Genomic DNA, 17,645 nt, shown 5'->3' with positions numbered 1-17,645 from the left:
CCACCTTCCGGAAGTCTCAGAGCCCCTTGTCGATCAACGCGAACAGCTCGTCGGCGCTCGCCGACTCCACGGTTCGGCCGGGGTCCGCCTGTTCGCCGCGCCATTGCGCCAGGAGGCCGCGCAGCCGTGCGGTGACCGTCGACCGCGTCTCCTCGTCGGGCGTGAGCGCGCCGAGCAGCCGTCCCAGCCGGTCCAGTTCCTCCAGCGCCCGCTCGCCGGTGGGCCTGTCGGCCGGCGCGATCTCCGTGAGCAGGTACTCCGCCAGCGCGATCGGCGTCGCGTGGTCGAACGCCACCGTCGTGGGCAGTCGCCGATCGACGGCGGCGTTCAGCCGGTTGCGCAGCTCGACCGCGGTCAGCGAGTCGAACCCCAGCTCGTCGAACGGGCGGTGCGGGTCCACCTCGTCGGCGGAGGTGTGGCCGAGCACGGCGGTGACCTGGTCGAGCACGAGGTCGAGCAGGACCTTCCGCCGGTCCGGCTCAGGGAGCCCGGCCAGCCTGTCCTTCAGGCTCGGGCCGGAGCCGCGGCCGGTGGAGGCGGCGCGGCGCGGCCGGGTTCGTACCAGCTCTCTGAGCATCGGCGGCAGGGAGTCGCCGCGCGCGCTCATCGCCTTGGTGTCCAGGCGCATCGGCACCAGGGCCGCCTCGGGCCGGAGCAGGGCGGTGTCGAACAGCGACAAGCCCGTCTCCGGCGTGAACGGGATGATGCCGTCGCGGGCCATCCGGGCGACCTCCGCGTCGGCGAGGGTGTCGAGCATGCCCCCGCTTCCCGTCCACGGTCCCCAGGCCAGCGAGGTCGCCGGTAGCCCCTGAGCCCGTCGCCGGTGGGCCAGCGCGTCCAGGAACGCGTTGGCGGCCGCGTAGTTCCCCTGTCCCGCGCTGCCCATCGTGCCGGCGGCCGAGGAGAACATGACGAAGGCCGACAGGTCGAGGCCGCGCGTCAGCTCGTGCAGGTTCAGCGCCGCGTCCGCCTTCGGCCGGAGCACGCCGTCCAGTCGCTCGGGGGTGAGCGAGGTGATCGGTCCGTCGTCCAGTACGCCCGCGGCGTGCACCACGGCCGTGAGCGGGCGGCCCGCGATCAGTGCGGCGAGCGCGTCGCGGTCGGCGACGTCACAGGCCGCGATCTCGACCCGCGCGCCGAGCTCCGCGAGCTCGGCGCGGAGTTTCTCGGCCCCCTCGACGGCGGTGCCGCGACGGCTGGTCAGCAGCAGATCGCGGACGCCGTGGCGGGCGACGAGATGGCGGGCGAGAAGCTTGCCGAGGCCGCCGGTGCCGCCGGTCACCAGTACGGTGCCGTCCAGGTCGAAGGGGGCCGGGATCGTCAGTACGACCTTCCCGATATGCCGGGCTTGCGACATGAACCGGAACGCCTCCGGGGCCCGCCGGAGGTCCCAGGCCGTGACGGGGAGCGGCTGGATCTCGTCTCGCTCGAACAGGTCCAGAATCTCGCGCAGCATGTGCCCGGTCCGGTCGGGACCGGCTTCGACGAGGTCGAAGGGCTGGTAGTGGACCCCGGGCGCGATCGTGTCCGGGGTGCGGAGGTCGGTCTTGCCCATCTCCACGAACCGGCCGCCCTTAGACAGCAACCCCAGAGAAGCGTCGATGAACTCCCCGGCCAGCGAGTTGAGCACCACATCCACCTGGCCGAACTTCTGCGCGAAGTCCAGCGTCCGAGACGAGGCCATATGGTCCTCGTCCAGGGTGAGCGCTCCCCACTTGCCCGGGCTCGCCGTGCCGAACACCTCCGCGCCCAGCCAGCGGGCGAGCTGCACCGCCGCCATCCCGACCCCACCGGCGGCGGCGTGGACGAGCACCCGGTCCCCCGACCGGACCCCGGCCAGATCGACCAGGCCGTAGTAGGCGGTCAGGAACGCCACCGGGACCGACGCCGCCTCCGCGAACGACCACCCGGCAGGCATACGAGCCACCTGCCGGTGGTCCGTGACGATCAGCGGGCCGAACGCGCCGCCGTCGAACAGGCCCAGCACACGGTCGCCGGGCGCGAACCCGGTGACGCCGGGGCCGATCTCGGCGATCACGCCGGCGCCCTCCAGCCCCATCGCGCCGCTCTCGCCCGGGTACATGCCGAGGGCGTTGAGCACGTCGCGGAAGTTCATGCCGGCCGCGCGCAGGGCGATCCTGATCTCTCCCGGCTTCAGGGGCGCGGCGGCCTCGGGCGCGTCCACGAAGGCCAGGCCGTCGAGCGTGCCTTTGGCGCGGCTGTCCATCCGCCAGGTGGCGGCGTCCGCCGGCGGTGTGAGGCCGGCGTCGGGCGCGTGTGCGAGCCGGGCCGCGAGCACCGCTCCCTCCCGCATGACGAGCTGCGGCTCGCCGCTGAGGGCCGCGGCGGCGATCAGGTCGGCGGCGGGGAGGTGGTCGTCGATCGAGTCGGCGGGGGGGACGTGGTCGTCGAGGTCGAGCAGGGCGAACTGGCCGGGGTTCTCGGCCTGCGCGGACCGGATCAGGCCCCACACCGCGGCTCCAGCGAGATCGCGCCCGTCGTCGGGGGCGATCGCCTTCCTGGTCAGGAAGACCAGCCGCGACTCGGCGAGCCGTGGGTCGGCCAGCCAGATCTGCACCAGGCCGAGCGCCCGATGGACCGCCGAGTGGACCGCGGCGGCCACGGAGTCGCCCGTGTCCGTGACGGCCACGGTGTCGGCCCCGGGCGTGACGGACACGGTGTCGGCCCCGGCCGTGACGGCGGGGTGCACGATGACGATCTCGGGCGGACTCGCCCCCGACTCGACGGCCCGGATCAGCGCGGACAGGTCGTCGTACGGCTCCGCGCCGGCGACCTCGCCGCCGATGGCCCAGCACCGGGTCGAGGACCCCGGCTCGACCGAGATCGGCGTCCAGTCCAGGTGGTACAAGGAACGTTCAGCACCGCTGCGGGCGCCGGCGAGCTTGTCGAGGGTGATCTGGCGCATGACCAGCGAGCCGATCGACACCACCGGCTGACCGAGCGCGTCGGCCGCCTCCAGGCGCAGGGAATCTTCGCCCGTCGGAGTCACCCGTACGCGCAGGCTCGACGCCCCGGCGGCGTGCAGCTCCACATCGGCCCAGGTGAACGGCAAAGCGGTGTGCTCGGCCGAGGCGGAGCTGAACCCGAAGGCGTGCAGCGCGGCGTCCAGGAGGGCGGGATGCAGGCCGAAACGGGTCGCCTCCGCCGCCGCGTGCTCGGGCAGCTCGACCTCGGCGAAGACCTCCTCACCACGGGTCCAGGCGGCGCGCAGGCCGCGGAAGGCCGGGCCGTACCGGAGTCCCAGATCGGCGAGCCGGTCATACAGTCCGTCCACCTCGACCTGCTGCGCGTCGGACGGTGGCCACGAGGCCGGCTCGAATCCGGCGGGCGCGGCGGCCGGCGCGAGCGCGCCGGTGGCGTGCCGGTCCCATGGCGCGTCACCGGACTGCGAGTACATCCTGATCGTCCGGGTGCCGGAGTCATCCGGATCGGACACCACGATCTGCAGCCGGACGCTGCCGCGTTCGGGGAGGAGCAGCGGCTGCTCCAGGGTCAGCTCATCGAGCTTCCCGCAACCGACCTGGTCGGCGGCCCTGATGGCGAGTTCCACCAGGCCGGTGCCGGGGAAGACCACCTCCTCGCCGATCGCGTGATCGGCGAGCCACGGGTGCGAGGAGAGGGAGAGCTGGGCGGTGAACAGGAATCCGCCCGAGTCGGGTAGTTCGACGGCGGCGCCCAGCAGCGGATGGTCCGGGGCGTCGAGGCCGATGGAGGAGGGATCGCCGCCGGACTGTGCGGGGTTCAGCCAGTAGCGCCGGTGCTGGAAGGCGTAGGTGGGCAGGTCCACGCGGCGGGCGTCGGTACCGGCGAAGAACCTCTCCCAGTCCACCGCCGCGCCACCGGCGTACGCCTGCCCGACGGCCGTCACCACCTGCTCGGCCTCGCCTCGGCCGCGGCGCAGCAACGGTACGAAGACCGGGCCGCGCCCGTCCTGGGGCTCGGGTACGCACTCCTGTCCCAGGCCCGACAGCACCCCGTCGGGACCCAGCTCGACGAAGGTCCGTACGTCCCGCTCGTGGAGAAAGGCGATGCCGTCGGCGAATCGCACCGCTTCGCGGACATGCCGCACCCAGTACTCGGCGGAGAACTCCCGTACCGGCTCGCCGGTCAGGTTCGACACCACCGGAACCGACGCGCTCCCGTACGACAGGCCCTCGGCCACCTCGCGGAAGGCGTCCAGCATCGGCTCCATGCGGGGGGAGTGGAAGGCGTGGCTGACCGGCAACCGGCGGGACTTGGCGAACCGGCCCGCCGCCCGTGTGACCGCCTGCTCGTCACCGGACAGGACCACCGAGGCCGGCCCGTTGACCGCCGCGATCACCACCGCGCCGTCGACGTCCGGGGTCTCGGCCAGGATCCGCCCGGCCTCCTCCTCCCCCGCCTGTACCGCGACCATCGCCCCACCGGCCGGCAGCGCCTGCATGAGGCGGCCACGGGCGGCCACGAGCGTGCACGCGTCCTCCAGCGACAGCACTCCCGCCGCGTGCGCCGCCGCCAGTTCGCCGATCGAATGCCCGAGCAGGAAGTCGGGCACGACGCCCCAAGACTCCACCAGCCGATACAGCGCCACCTCCACCGCGAACAGGGCGGCCTGGGTGTAGCTCGTCTGGTCCAGCAGGTCGGGCCGCTCCCCCATCACCTCCATCAGCGGATGCTCCAGCCACGGATCGAGCCGCGCGCACGACGCCGCCAGGTGCTCGGCGAACACCGGATAGGTCGCGGCCAGTTCCAGCCCCATCCCGACCCGCTGGCTCCCCTGCCCGGTGAACAGGAACGCCAGCTTTCCGCCGCTCACCACACCGTCGGTCACCTGCGACAGGCCCGCCAGCAGCCCGGCGCGATCCGGCGCGGTCACCACCGCACGATGTTCCAGTCCTGCCCGCGTCGTCGCCAGTGAGTAGGCCACATCCGGCAGAGCCAGGTCCTCTCGCTCTTCCAGATAGGTCTTCAGCCGCTCGCCCTGAGCTCGCAACGCCGCCGGGCTCCGGCCGGAGATCAGCATCGGCATGGGGGACTGAGCAAGCTCCCGTGGCTCCGCGTGCTCTGCTTCGACCCCTTCCAGGACGACATGGGCGTTGGTCCCGCTGATGCCGAACGATGACACTCCCGCCCGGCGCGGGCGGTCGCCGCCGGGCCAGGGGGCCGGTTCGGTCAGCAGCCGGACGTTCCCGGCGGACCAGTCCACGTGCGAGGTCGGGGTGTCGACGTGCAGCGTCTTCGGCAGGACGCCGTGCCGCATCGCCATGACCATCTTGATCACCCCGGCGACGCCGGCGGCGGCCTGGGTGTGGCCGATGTTGGACTTCACCGTGCCCAGCCACAACGGCCGATCCCGCGGCCGATCCTGACCGTAGGTGGCCAGCAGCGCCTGCGCCTCGATCGGATCGCCCAGCATCGTGCCGGTGCCGTGGGCTTCCACGGCGTCCACGTCAAGAGGCGACAGCTCGGCGTCGATCAGCGCCTGGCGGATCACCCGCTGCTGGGAGGGGCCATTGGGCGCGGTCAGCCCGTTGCTCGCACCGTCCTGATTGACCGCGCTCCCGCGCACCACCGCCAGCACCCGATGACCAAGGCGCCGAGCATCCGACAACCGCTCCAGCAACACCAGACCGACACCCTCGGCGAACGCCGTGCCGTCCGCCGCCTCCGCGAACGCCTTGCACCGCCCATCCCGCGCCAAACCCCGCTGCCTGCTGAACTCCACGAAGATCTCGGGGGTGAAGATGATGGTGGCGCCGCCGCTGATGGCCAGGGCGCACTCGCCCCTGCGCAGCGACTCGCAGGCCAGGTGGAGCGCGACCAGGGACGACGAACACGCCGTGTCCAAGGTGACGGCGGGCCCCTCCAGGCCGAGCGCGTAGGCGATGCGGCCGGACATCACGGCCGTGGAGCCGCCGGTCAGCAGATGGCCCTCGACCCCGTCGGGGAACCCGGCCGGGCCGACGCCGTATCCGGAGGACGCGGCGCCGACGAAGACGCCTGTTTCACTGCCTTTCAGTGCGGCGGGGTCGAGGCCGGCCTGTTCGAGCAGTTCCCATGAGGTCTCCAGCAGCAGCCGCTGCTGCGGGTCCGTGGCCAAAGCCTCCCTCGGGCTCATGCCGAAGAAGCCCGCGTCGAAGTCCCCCACGTCGCGCACGAATCCGCCCGTGCTGACGTAACACGTCCCGGCGTGCTCGGGGTCGGGGTCGTAGAGCCGCTCCAGGTCCCAGCTCCGGTCGGCGGGGAACTCCGACATCGCGTCGCGCCCCTCGGCGACCAGGCGCCAGAGCTGCTCCGGATCGCGTACTCCGCCGGGCAGGCGGCAGCTCATGGCCACGATCGCGATGGGCTCGTGCCGCCTGGCCTCCATCTCGTCCATCCGCCGATGGACCGACCGCAGTTCGGCGGTCGCGAGCCTCAGGTATTCGCGGAGCTTGTCATCGTTCGCCATCAGTCTCAGACCTCCGTCGCGAGGAGCCGAGCTCGTTGTCGAGCATCGTGAAGAGCTCGTCGTCCGTGGCCGCCTCGTACTGCTCGGCCTCGGTCGCCTCGCCCTGCGGGTCGTTCCATCTGCGGACCAGTGACCGCAGCCGGGCGGTGATCCCGGCCCGGTCGCCGGTCACCGTGGCGAGCGCGTTCTCCAGCCGGTCGAGCTCCGCGTACACGGCGGCGGAGGCGTCCTCGGCGGCCGGGAGGAAGGCCGCTCTCACCCGGTCGGCGAGGGCGTCCGGGGTGGGGTGATCGAAGACGAGCGTGCTGGGCAGGCGCAGACCGGTGGCGGCGCTGAGCCGGTTGCGCAGCTCGACCCCGGTCAGCGAGTCGAAGCCCAGCTCCTTGAAGGCCCGGTCCGGTGGCACCGAGTCGGGACTGGGGTGCCCGAGCACGCCTGCCGCCTCGGCGCAGACGAGCCGGACGAGCGCGGCCTTCCGTTCGTTCTCCGGCAGGCCGTCGAGCCGGTCTTTCAGCGTGGTGACACCTGGCTGGGCGGCCTGCCGTACTTGGGTGCGGGCCTGATCGCGGACCAGGCCGCGCAGCAGCGCCGGTAATGGGGTGGCGCTCGACCGCAGAGCGGCGAGGTCCAGCCGGATCGGCAGCAGTACGGGTTCGTCCACGGTCTGGGCGGCGTCGAACAGCGTCAGCCCGTCGGCGGAGGAGATCGCGGCCAGTCCGGACCGCGCCATCCCGGCCAGGGCGGTGTCGTCCAGGTGCGCGGTCATGCCGCTGCGTTGTTCCCAGAAGCCCCAGGCCAGCGACACCGCGGCGAGGCCGTGCGCGCGCCGGTGCGTCGCCAGGGCGTCCAGGAACGCGTTCGCCGCCGCGTAGTTGCCCTGTCCCGCCTCTCCCAGGACGCCCGCCGCCGAGGAGAACAGCACGAACGCCGACAGATCCAGGCCCTCGGTCAGCTCGTGCAGCTGCCAGGCCGCCTCGGCCTTCGCCCCCACGACCGCGTCGACCTGCTCAGCGGTGAGCGACTCCACCATTCCGTCGTCCAGCGCCCCGGCCGCGTGCACCACCGCGGACAGCCGGCGATCGGCACGTACGCGGTCCAGCAGCCCGGACAGGGCGGCGCGGTCGGCGACGTCACACGCCACGATCTCGACCCGCGCCCCCGACCCCGCGAGCTCGGCGCGCAGCTCTTCCGCGCCGGGTGCCTCGGCGCCTCTGCGTCCCACCAGGACCAGATCCCGGACGCCGTACGCGGCCACCAGGTGCCGGGCCACCAACCCGCCCAGCATCCCCGTGCCGCCCGTCACCAGCACGGTGCCGTCCCCGTCGAACGCGACCGGCATCGTCAGGACGACCTTCCCGACATGCCGGGCCTGCGACATGAACCGGAACGCCTCCCGCGCCCGCCGCACATCCCACGCGCGCACGGGCAGCGCCTCGAACACGCCCTCCTCGAACAGTGCCAGGACCTCGGCCAGCAGCTCGCCCAGCCGGTCCGGACCCACGTCGATCAGGTCGAAGGCGGTGTAGCGGACCCCGGAAGCGATCGTGTCCGGGGCGCGGAGGTCCGTCTTGCCCATCTCCACGAACCGGCCGCCCTCGGACAGCAGCCCCAGCGAGGCGTCGACGAACTCCCCGGCCAGCGAGTTGAGCACCACGTCCACCGAGCCGAACTTCTCCGCGAAGTCCAACGTCCGCGACGAGGCCACGTGCTCCTCATCCAGGGTGAGCGCTGCCCACTTGCTTGGGCTCGCCGTGCCGAAGACCTCCGCCCCCAGCCGGCGGGCCACCTGCACCGCCGCCATCCCCACCCCACCGGCAGCCGCGTGCACCAGCACCCGGTCCCCCGGCCGTACCCCGGCCACATCCACCAGGCCGTAATAGGCGGTCAGGAACACGCCCGGGACCGACGCCGCCTCCGTGAACGACCATTCGGCGGGCATACGAGCCAGCAACCGCCGATCCGTCACCCCCACCGGACCGAACGCGCCGTCCAGCAACCCCAGCACCCGATCACCGGGCACCAGATCGGCAACCCCGGCGCCCACCTCCAGCACCACACCCGCGACCTCGCCGCCGATCGGCACCTCGCGCTCCGGGACCATCCCCAGCGCCACCACGACGTCGCGGAAGTTCACCCCCGCCGCCCGGATCGACACCCGCACCTCGCCCGGTCCCAGCGGGCGGCTCGCCCCGGGACACGGCACCAGCGCCAGGCCGTCCAGCGTGCCGTCGCCGGTGGAGTCGAGCCGCCACGGCTCGCCGCCCCAGGGCGGCAGCAGCGCCTCGCCGGTGGTCGCCCGCGCCAGCCTGGGCACCCATACCGCTCCCGCGCGCACGGCCAGTTGCGGCTCGGTGAGCGCCGCGAGCACGGCGGGCACCGGTATCCCGGAGTCGTCGAGGTCCAGCAGCACGAAGCGGCCGGGGTGCTCCGACTGCGCGGACCGCAGCAGGCCGAGCACCGCGGCGGCGGCCAGGTCGGTCACGTCCTCGCCGGCCACGGCGACCGCTCCCCTGGTGACCAGGACGAACGTGGAATCGGCGAACCGGTCGTCGGCCAGCCAGGACCGTACCGTGGCCAGGGCCCGATGAATCGCGCCCCGCACCGCTCCGCCGCCCGCGAAGGTCACGAACACGAGCTCGGAACCCGGCGGCACGGAGGCCAGGTCGGGACAGGCGGTGGCGCCCAGGGCGGCGGCGAGCCCGCTCTCGTCCGCGCCCACCACGGCGGGGCGGCTCGGCGAAGGCGCAGGCGGGTCGCCGGTGTACGGCGAGGGGATCCAGCCGATCCGGAACATCGACTCGCGGCGCGGGTCCGGCGCCGACGTCGAGAGCGGCCGGGACAGGAGCGACTCCACCGCGGCCACGGGAGCTCCGGAGGGGTCGGCCAGCAGCAGCGACACCTCGTCGGGACCGGACCGGGTCAGGCGGACCCGCACCGTGGAAGCGCCTTCGGCGTACAGGGAGAGGCCGGACCAGGTGAAGGGCAGGCTCACCTCCTGGGCGGCCGGGTCCAGCAGGGACTCCGCGTGCAGCGCCGCGTCCAGCAGGGCCGGATGCAGGCTGAAGGCGCCCGCTTCCCGGTGCGGCACGGCGACCTCGGCGAACACCTCGTCCGCCAGCCGCCAGGCGGCCTTGAGCCCGCGGAACGGCCCGTCGTAGGCGAGACCGCGCTCGGCGAGGCGGTCGTAGAGATCGGTCACGTCGACGGCCTCGGCGCCGGGCGGTGGCCAGGCGGACAGGTCGAAGTCCGCGGCGGGACGCGCGGCGGCCAGCGCGCCGGTCGCGTGCCGCGTCCAGTCCGGCTCGCTTTCGGGGCGGGCGTGCATCGCGAGCGGTCGCCGCCCGGTCTCGTCCGGCGCGTCGATCCGTACCTGCACCAGCACGCCGCCCTGCTCGGGCAGCGCCAGTGGCGCCTCCAGGACCAGCTCCTCCAGCTGGGCGCAGCCGACCTGGCGGCCCGCGCCGACGGCCAGTTCGGCGAACGCCGCGCCGGGGAACAGCACCGTGCCGGACACGATGTGACCGGCGAGCCAGGGCTGCGAGCGCAGCGACAACCGGCCGGTGAAGACGACCTCGTCGGAGTCCGCCAGCGGCAGCGCGCCGCCGAGGAAGGGGTGGTCGGCCGCGGTCAGGCCCGCGTGGACGACGTCGGCCGAGTCGGTGACCTCCAGCCAGTAGCGTTCGCGCTGGAAGGCGTACGTGGGCAGGTCCACCTTCCGGGCCCGGGACGGCGCGAGGATCGGAGTCCAGTCGACCGGCGCTCCGTGTGCGTGGGCCTCCGCGAGTGAGGTGACGAATCTGGCCGTCTCCTCCTCGTCGCGGCGCAGCGAGCCGACGGCCACCACCGTGCCGCCCACGGCCTCGGCCGTCTCCTGAACCGCGCCGGTCAGCGTCGGATGCGGGCTGACCTCGACGAACATTCCGTAGCCCTGCTGGATCAAGGTCCGGACCGCCTGGTCGAAGCGCACCGGCCGGCGCAGGTTGGTGTACCAGTAACCGGCGTCGAGCTCCGCAGTGTCGATCAGCTCACCGGTCACCGTGGAGCAGAACGCCACCTCGGCCGTCCACGGGTCGATCCCGGCCAGGTCGGTCAGCAGCCGATCACGCAGCGGCTCGGCGAAGGCCGTGTGCGAGGGATAGTCGACCGGGACCATCTTGGACCGGACGCCCTCGGCCTTCAGTTGATCGAACAGTTCGTTCAGGGCCGCCGAGGCGCCGGCGACCACCACCGCGTTCGGGCTGTTCACCGCGGCTATCGACAAATGGTCCGCCCAGGGGGCGAGCCGGTCGAGCGCCTGGTCGGGCGGGAGGGAGACGGCCAGCATGCCGCCGTGGCCGGACAGGTCCTCGGTGATGGCCTGGCTGCGCAGCGCGACGACCTTGGCCGCGTCCTCGAGCGACAGAGCCCCGGCCACGCAGGCGGCGGCGATCTCGCCCTGCGAATGCCCCACGACGGCCTCGGGCTCCACGCCGTGGGAGCGCCACAACCGCGCCAGCGAGACCATGACCGCCCACGCCGCGGGCTGGCTGACGTCCATCCGGTCGAGTGACCAGGCGCCCGACTCGCCGCGCAGCACGTCCATGAGCTTCCAGTCCACGAACTTCTCCAGCGCGTCCGCGCACTCCGCCAGGCGGGCGGCGAACGCCGGCGAGGTGTCGAGCAGTCCGAGGGTCAGGTCCTTGGACAGGACGGCCTGGCCGGGGAAGACGAAGGCCACCCGGGGGTCGCCGGTCGCCGTGCCGTACACGAGGTTCGGCGCGGGGATCGCGTCCGCGACGGCGCGCAGGCCCCCGAGGAGGCCGTCACGGTCGGCGCCGATCACCACCGCGCGATGGGGGAAGGCGGTCCGCGAGCTGATCAGGGAATGGCCGACGTCGAGCGGCGACAGCAGGGGGTCCTGCTCGACGCGGGCGGCCAGTCGCCCGGCCTGGGCCCGCAGTGCCTGCTCGCTCTTGGCCGAGACCACCCACGGCACGACGGGCCGAGCCGTCTCCGCCTCAGCGGGTCGGGCTGTCTCCATGTCGGCGGGCTCGGGTCGCGGGTGTTCCTCGATGATGACGTGCGCGTTGGTGCCGCTGACTCCGAAGGAGGAGATGCCCGCCCGCCGCGGGGTGTCCGCCGCCGTGTCCCAGGCCGTGTTCTCGGTCAGCAGGGCGATGCTGCCGGAGGACCAGTCCACGTTCGGCGAGGGCTCGTCGGCGTACAGGGTCTTCGGCAGCGTGCCGTGCCGCATCGCGAGCACCATCTTGATCACACCGGCCACGCCGGCGGCGGCCTGGGTGTGCCCGATGTTCGACTTGATCGATCCCAGGTAGAGGGGCCTGTCCTCTGGACGCCCCTGCCCGTAGGCGGCGAACAGGGCCCGCGCCTCGATCGGGTCGCCCAGCGTCGTGCCGGTGCCGTGCGCCTCCACCACGTCGATCTCGGCGGGCGTCAGGCCCGCCGCCGCCAGCGCCTGGCCGATCACCCGCTGCTGGGACGGTCCGTTGGGCACGGTCAGCCCGCTGCTGGCGCCGTCCTGGTTGATCGCGCTGCCGCGGACGACGGCCAGCACCGGGTGAGCGAGGCGCTCGGCGTCCGAGAGCCGCTCCAGCAGCAGCATGCCCGCGCCCTCGCCCCAGCCCGTCCCGTCGGCGTCGGCCGAGAACGCCTTGCACCGGCCGTCCGGGGACAGCCCGCGCTGCCTGCTGAACTCCACGAACGTGCTCGGCGTGGACATCACCGTGACCCCGCCGGCCAGCGCCATGGCGCACTCGTCCTGGCGCAGCGCCTGGACCGCGAGGTGCAGCGCCACCAGGGAGGACGAGCACGCCGTGTCCACCGTGATGGCCGGCCCCTCCAGCCCCAGCAGGTAGGAGACCCGGCCGGAGGCGATGCTGCCGTCGCTGCCGTTGCCGATGTAGCCGCCGAGGTCCGGCGGCACGGTGCGGACCCTGGATCCGTAGTCGTGGTAGATGACGCCGGCGAAGACGCCCGTGGAAGTCCCCCGGGCGGAGGCCGGGTCGAGGCCCGCGCCCTCGAACGCCTCCCACGCGGTCTCCAGCAGCAAGCGCTGCTGCGGATCCATCGCCAGGGCCTCCCGCGGACTGATCCCGAAGAAGTGCGGGTCGAACTGCGCGGCGTCGTGCAGGAATCCCCCTGACTGCGTAGAGCTCTTGCCGGGACTGTCCGGGTTCGGGTCGTAGAGGTCGACGTCCCAGCCCCGGTCCGAGGGGAACGGCGAGATCGCGTCGGTCCCGGCGGCCAGCAGCCGCCACAGCTCCTCAGGTGTGCCGACCGCGCCGGGGAACCGGCAGCTCATCCCGATGATCGCGATGGGCTCGGCGTTCCTGTCCTCGGCCTGCCGCAGCCGGCGGCGGGTCTCCCGCAGGTCGGCGGTCGCCCGCCTGAGGTATTCCAGCAGCCTGGTCTCGTTGTCCACGGCTTACCTCCGGGTCGGGGAAGCCGCCCGCGCCGCCTTGTGGCGGGCGACCAGCTCTTCGAGATCACGTACGCCGTCATGCGGGGTCGGCGTCTCCGCCATGTCCCGCTGGATCCGAGTCGCGTTCTCCCGGAACGTAGGGTCGTCCAGCAGTCGCAGCAGCCCGGCGCGCAGCGTCGCCGCCGAGAGTTCGTCGGGTTCGATGAGCAGGCCCACTCCCTGCTGGGCGAGCTGCTGGGCCATGCCGCCCTCGTCGTAGAGCTGGGCGGGGATGATGAGCTGCGGCACACCGTGGACGAGGGCCGTGCCCGTGGTCCCGGTGCCGCCGTGGTGGACGACGGCCGAGCAGCCGGGCAGCAGGGAGTTCAGCGGGACGAAGTCCACGATCCGCACGTTGTCCGGAACCTTCGTGTCGTCCAGCTGGTTCGCGTTCAGGGTCGCGACCACCTCGACGTCCAGGTCGGCCACGGCCTCGAACAGCTCGCTCGCCCTGACGCTGCCGCGTCCTCCCCAGACCTCCCTGCCGGACACCCCCAGGGTGAAGCAGATCCGTCGCCGGGTCGGCGCGTCCTTGAGCCAGGCCGGGAAGGTCGCGGGACCGTTGTGGGGGACGAATCGGACGGGCAGGTAGTCGTGCTCGACGGGGAAGCGCAGCCAGGCCGGCATGGAGTCGATCGTGGCCTGGCCGAGGATCACCTCCTCGTCGAAGTCGCAGCCGTACTTCGCCAGCTTCGGCGTGATCCAGTCGGCCACCGGGTCCTCGCGCGGATCGCCCGGCTGCTGGGCGCGCAGCCGCAGGAACAGCGAGCGCATCCGCGCCCAGTGATCTCTGCCGAAGGTCGTCCGGACCTGCGCCGCGCCGCAGGCCCGGGCGGCCACGGGGCCCGGGAAGGTGATGGCGTCCCAGACCACCAGGTCGGGCTGCCAACTGCGGCAGAACGCGACCAGGTCGTCGTACATGGCGTCGTCGGTGATGAAGTCCAGTGCGAGCGGCGAGCAGAAGGCGGCCAGGCAGTCTCTGACGTACTCATACGTGAGCACCTCGGGCCGTTCCTCCGCGATGTCGAATCCGGAGCCGTAGATCTGCCGGTCCATCGGCGTTTCCGCCAGCCGTTCGGCCATATCGGCCGTGCCGCCGACCGATAAAGCGGTCAAGCCGGTCTGGGTAATCGCGTCGACGATGTCCGGCTGGCCGGCGACGATTACTTCGTGGCCGGCCGCTTTCATCGCCCAGGCGATGGGGACCATGAGAAAAAGGTGCGCGTTTGCCGCGTGTTGAGTGAACAGAACACGCATGACAATTCCTCCAAATGATTTATCGCGTCAATGGGACGCTACCTATGCGCGCATGACCGCCCGACCCCTAGGGGCCCCCTCACGCTCCCCTGTGCGAGGCCGGATCATCGCCCACACCGGGGAGAGCGTCGCCACGAGGGCGGAGAGCGTCGTGGAGCAGATCACGGCGAGATAGACCCACGCCGGCCCGTAGGGCATCGGCGAGCCGTTGACCGCTATGGCGAACGGAATCAGGATGGGGGCGACCGCCGCCGTGCCGAGCACGACGCCGACCGCGGCGACCACCATGGCCTCGATCCCCACCATCCGCAGGATCTGTCCGCGGGTGAAGCCGATCAGCCGCTGAAGCCGGAACTCCCTGCGCCGCGAGGCGGCCCCCATCGCCTGGGCGCTGATCACCGAGATGCCGGCGAAGATGATGACCACGCCGGTGAACAGGTAGTTGATCCAGGCCCGGGTCCGCTGCTGCTCGGCCGGGGTCGTGGACAGCCCGCCGGCGTCGCTCACCCGCACGGTGGGCAGGCGGCCCACCGCTTCGGCCAGGTCGGACCTCAGCCGCCGCTGGTCGCCGCCCGGGGCGGCCCGGACGAGGATCTGGGTCGGCAGCCCGGCGGTCGTATGGGCGGCGAGCAGCGTGGCGGGCATCAGGATCACCTCGCCACCGGGTTTGTCCGCGAGCAGCGCGACGACCCTGAGCTCCACCTCGGCGCCGTCGCCCAGCCGCAGGGTGACCGCGTCGCCGAGCCCTCGCCCGAGGTGCCGGGCGTGCTCCTGGGTGAGGGCGACCGAGTCGCCACGCAGGTCGGTGAGGGTGCCCGAGGTGAGGGCGAGGTCCGTGACCCCGGCCGCGCCTTCGGCCGTGAGGCCCAACAGTGGCCAGCCGTGCTCGCCCTGCCAGCCGTCGTACGGGGTCTCGACGAACCCGCTGCCGCTCGCCAGTTCCGAAGCGGCCATGACCCCCGGGACGGAGCGGACCCGGCCGAGCAGGCCGGGGGCGAGACCGCCCGGCCCGGCGGTGATCACGTCGTCGGCCCGCAGGTCGTCCATGCGGACCTGCCGCGCCTGGTCGGCCTGCGTCATCTGGAGATAGATGTTGGCCGTGCTGATCCCGGTCGCGAGCATGATGGGCAGGACCGCGGCGGCCATGCCGAACGGCCGGGCGCAGCTGTTGAGCAGGGCCAGGCGGCCGATCGTCCTGGGCCGCGCGCGCACGGCCCGGCCGACCAGCCCGGTCATCGCCTTGGTCATCCTGGAGGCCACCACGGCCACGCCGAGGATCACCACGATCGCGGCGAGGCAGGTGATGCTCACGGCGGACGACCGGATCAGCAGCATGCCCGAACAGATCGTCGTGCCCACCACGCCGAGGCAGATCAGGGCGAGCGCCGCACGGGCCCGGTCGAGCCCGTGGTCCTGCGGCGGGGAGCTGAGGACCGTGGCGGGCCGGGGCCGCGCGGCCCGCCAGATGGGCAGGAACGCGGCCGCCAGCCCGGCGCACAGGCACACCGCCGCCGCGCCCGCGGCCGGGAGCGGGCCTGGGTCGAAACGCATGGCGGCGGGCACCACCCCGTCGCGCACCAGGTGCCAGAACAGCCATCCGCCGAGGTGGAAGCCGAGCACGGAGCCCGCCGCCGTCGCGACCACCGAGACCGTCGTCACCTCGCCGAGCATCATCAGGCGGATGCGCCGTGGGGGCGTGCCCATCGCGTGCAGCAGCGTCATCTCCGGCGCCCGGTGCTCGACCAGGAGCCGCATGGTGCTGACCAGGACGAGCATGCCGACCAGGAGCGTCGTGCCACCGATCAGGCCGGCGACGGTGAGCAGGTTGTCCCGGCCGGCGCGCGCCTGCGGGAACTCGGCGAGACCGCGGTCGTCCCCGGTGAGCGTCACCGCGGACTGGCCGCGCAGGCCGGCGCGTACCCGGTCCGCGAGCGTCTTCTCGCCCGTCCCAGGGGCGGGGATCACCGCTATCGCATCCACCGAGTCGGGATGGCCGGACAGCCGCCGCGCGTCGGCCGGCGCGAAGAACAGCGCGGCCGCCGTGGCCGTGCGTCCCCCTGCCGGGGCGACGACGCCGCTCACCCGGAAGACCGCGACGCTGCCGTGGACCACGAGCTGAACCCGCTCGCCGACCCGGCTGCCCGACCGCGCGGCGAGTGCCGCGTCCAGCACGACGTCTCCGTCCGCCACCGGCGCGGTGCCGGCCTGGAGCTCGTACGGCAGCAGCCCCGCAGACGTCCATTCGTGCCCCGCGCCCCGGGGCGCGTCCCCGCCGAGCAGGGTCACGGGGAAGGAGACATCACCGATGGTGTCGGCTACGCCGGGCACCGCCCGCAATGTCGCGACCAGGGAGCGTTTCAGCCGTACGGTCTCCGACAGGCTCGCCCATTCGGCGTCGTCGTCGCCGGGCGCGGCGTCCGGCAGCCGGTACGACGGGTCGCCCGCGACCACCACCGTGGCGCCGGCCAGCCGCTCGGGCGGGAACGAGGCCCGCAGCCCCGCCGCCAGCAGCCCTCCGCACGCCGCCACGATGGTGGCGGCGGCGAAGACCGTGGCGAGTACGGCCGAGTAGGCGCCCCTGCGGCGGGTCAGGGTACGCAGGGTCAGGCGCCACATCAGGACGGCTCTCCCCTGTCCCACATCGCCAGGTGGGCCATCCGCTCGGCCACCGCCTTGCTGGGCGGGAGCGTCAGCTCGTCCACGATCCGGCCGCGGGACATGAAGTAGACGTGGTCGGCGTAGGCCGCGATGCGCGGATCGTGCGTGGCCACCACCACCGTCTGCCCCGCCGCCCGCACCGACTCGCGCAGCAGGCCGAGCAGCCGGTCGATGTCGTGGGAGTCCTGCGCGCAGGTCGGTTCGTCGGCGAAGATCACCGGCGCCCGGCCGACCACGGCGCGGGCGACCGCCACCCGCTGCTGCTCGCCGAAGGACAGCTTGTCCGGCAGGTCGCGCAGGCGGTCCGCCAGGCCGATGTGCGCGATCACGCTGTCGAACAGCGCGGTGTCCATGCTCCGGCCCGACAGGTGGAGGGGGAGCGCGATGTTCTCCGCCACATCCAGGGCGGGCAGCAGATTGGGCCCTTGGAAGACGAAGCCGAGCCGGTCTCGCCGCAGCCTGGTCAGCGACGCGTCGTCGAGGTCCGTGAGCTCCTGGCCGTCGAGGAACACCGATCCCGAGGTCGGCCGTTCCAGGCCCGACGCGCAGCGCAACAGCGTGCTCTTACCGGATCTCGACGGCCCGATGACAGCGGTGAGCGCGCTTTTCCCGCAGCCGATGGTGACGTTTTCCAGCGCCGCGGGACCACCCGTCCGGGTGTTGTACGTTTTTCGCACGGAGGTTAACCGTACGATGTCGTCTTGGCCGCTCCTCTGATTGTCTCCCAGTCTGCTCATAGAACAGATCGTAATCTCCGGTTCATATTCGGCGCATCGGCCTGAAGGGCCATCCGGGCCCTCCTCTTCGGGGATGGTTCGG

At 72.8% G+C, this 17,645-nt stretch carries 5 protein-coding genes; all 5 read right to left on the bottom strand.

All coding sequences use genetic code 11. The features are described 5' to 3' along the window. Nucleotides 1-16: 16 nt before the first annotated feature. From ACGFNP_RS30000 to ACGFNP_RS29980, 5 genes are read right to left on the bottom strand one after another with little or no spacing between them, the layout of a single operon-like run. Nucleotides 17-6,451, bottom strand: coding sequence for an SDR family NAD(P)-dependent oxidoreductase (locus ACGFNP_RS30000; protein WP_393324664.1), 6,435 nt, complete (start codon nt 6,449-6,451; stop codon nt 17-19). Continuing rightward, nucleotides 6,438-12,872 carry an SDR family NAD(P)-dependent oxidoreductase gene (locus ACGFNP_RS29995; protein WP_393324662.1) on the bottom strand — a complete coding sequence of 2,145 codons (6,435 nt, stop codon included), beginning with the start codon at nt 12,870-12,872 and terminating at the stop codon, nt 6,438-6,440. The genes ACGFNP_RS30000 and ACGFNP_RS29995 overlap by 14 nt, the downstream gene beginning before the upstream one ends. A gap of 3 nt (nt 12,873-12,875) precedes the next feature. After that, entirely contained in the window at nt 12,876-14,168 is a 1,293-nt protein-coding gene (locus ACGFNP_RS29990) for an activator-dependent family glycosyltransferase (protein WP_358325093.1), read from the bottom strand. 42 nt (nt 14,169-14,210) lie between these two features. Beyond that, a complete protein-coding gene (locus ACGFNP_RS29985) occupies nt 14,211-16,784 on the bottom strand; it encodes an FtsX-like permease family protein (protein ID WP_393324659.1) in 2,574 nt (857 codons plus the stop codon). Continuing rightward, the gene (locus ACGFNP_RS29980; protein WP_393324657.1) at nt 16,784-17,503 is read right to left on the bottom strand and encodes an ABC transporter ATP-binding protein; all 720 of its coding nucleotides are present in this window, start codon (nt 17,501-17,503) and stop codon (nt 16,784-16,786) included. Before ACGFNP_RS29980 ends, ACGFNP_RS29985 begins: the two co-directional genes overlap by 1 nt. Nucleotides 17,504-17,645: the final 142 nt, after the last annotated feature.

This window comes from Nonomuraea sp. NPDC049269 (genome assembly GCF_043197155.1).
Taxonomy (GTDB): domain Bacteria; phylum Actinomycetota; class Actinomycetes; order Streptosporangiales; family Streptosporangiaceae; genus Nonomuraea.
The sequence above is the reverse complement of the archived record's forward strand: the minus strand, read 5'-3'. Positions and strand labels throughout refer to the sequence as shown.